At 47.1% G+C, this 1,718-nt stretch carries 1 protein-coding gene; it reads right to left on the bottom strand.

The genetic code is table 11. The annotated features are described in order from the left end of the window. Positions 1-552: 552 nt before the first annotated feature. Positions 553-1,416 (bottom strand): MBL fold metallo-hydrolase, encoded by an 864-nt coding sequence (locus HRU10_15365; protein ID NRA28612.1) that lies wholly within the window; start codon positions 1,414-1,416, stop codon positions 553-555. Positions 1,417-1,718: the final 302 nt, after the last annotated feature.

Raw genomic sequence — 1,718 nt, 5'->3', positions numbered from 1 at the left:
CTACGCCAATCGCACCGAATTTAAACAAAACTATTTCAAGGAAATTCAACAAAACACTTGATTGACCGCATACCCGTGATCTGTGGTCCAGGAAAATTAGAGTTCCTATGGGATGACTGTGAAAACAGTAATGGAAGCTTAAAATGAATTGGAACCAAATCGATCATCCCTCAACCCCAAATCGCCACCAGCGCGGAGCAAAATAATTGTTTTTCCCTGCGTCTTGTTCTGCCGTAGGTGTTCCCACTTGGCTAGTCTTTCTGATGCTCTAACCAGCACTAACCACTGAAGCCAATCCGAAAACGAGCAGAAAAAAGCCTAGAATCTGGAAAATCGAAAACAGACGAATCATCTGATCCTTCTTACCGTTGGCGCGAAGATACTCACTGACTTCAGTATAGTCTGCCCAGACAGACCATCCTAAGTTGGCGCCGGACTTAACATTCAGTCGATTACGAATAGCCAATGGTTTTATCCGTATCGCCCATATAACCAAGCTCGCGAGAATCATCCCAAGTCCAACTAAAATCGCGAATCCCATTGTGCAGAACGTTAAGATGTCACGATGGAGGCGGCGGAGCTGTCGGAATGGTGACCGCAGTCTTGTTCGGCGAATCCGTTAATCAATGCTCGTAAGTAGTAGGATGTGTCCTCATCTGGAGATTTTCCGGTCACCAGCTTAGCTCTTTCAAAAGCCTTTTCCTCGTCGGGTCCAGTCTCCTCAATAACACTTAGCGCCAAATGCATTTTCGAAACATCTTCGCTAAACTCTGCTTTCGTTTGAGCTTTAGAATTGTGTCCTTCGATGTAGAGGTCGGCATCGAATTCTTCTAGAGTTTCGAGCAATAGCGCCAATCGTCTAACTGTGTAGTATGGCTTTGGAGAGTAGAAAAAGCTGGAAAGGCAGTCGCCCAAAAATAGCACTCGATCAGGTTCGACAAATATTACTGAGGAGTCTTCTGCGTGATCGCCTCCTACATGCCTTATCTGGCATGAGACATTGCCAAGTCTCAGTACCAGTGAATCTTGAAATATTACGCTGGCTTGAGCAATTCTCACATCACGGGGAGAAGGGAGCTCAATCTCAATATTCATAGCTCCTTCTTTCGTTTCGAGCCCGTCTGCAATCTGTTGCTTAAGCCCGGCATCACTCCAATCTCGCTTGGATAGTTCAGTCAAAATCCTGGCGGTTTTATGGTGTGCAACAATCTGCCCTCCAATCCTATCCGCACCGAAAACATGATCCCAATGCCAGTGGGTCAATACGATGTAATTTGGGTCGGGGATTCCCAAAACTGACAGCTGGTCAAGAAACTGGCCTGCATGATTGCTAGAAGCTCCAGCATCGAGCGCGACCACCATATCGAAACCTACGATCGCACAAAGCGAGGGACGGTCTGGTTTCGCAGGTGGCATCCAGAAAACGTGATCGGAGATCTTATGAAGTCCTGCTTTATTCATTTATGCCGAACAGCTCAAACTATATCAACGAATCGTCCTGTTGTCTCTGGGGATTCATATCGGTGAGGGTGATAAGATGGAAGCGGCTGAACGTCATGTCCTCGGTAATTTGCCTCGCGCGCACGGATTGATAGCCTCTGATATAACTTTGATTTATTGGAGCGAGGAAAAAGATAGTGGGTTGAGTTGGGTCTAGGTCGTGCAGCCGATCGCTCGACTGCACTCCTACAGACCCGTGCGAGCGCGATTAACGCACA

It is taken from the genome of Opitutales bacterium (assembly GCA_013215165.1).
Lineage (GTDB): Bacteria > Verrucomicrobiota > Verrucomicrobiia > Opitutales > JABSRG01 > JABSRG01.
Note: the sequence above shows the minus strand (reverse complement) of the source record. Positions and strands in the feature narration are given on the sequence as shown.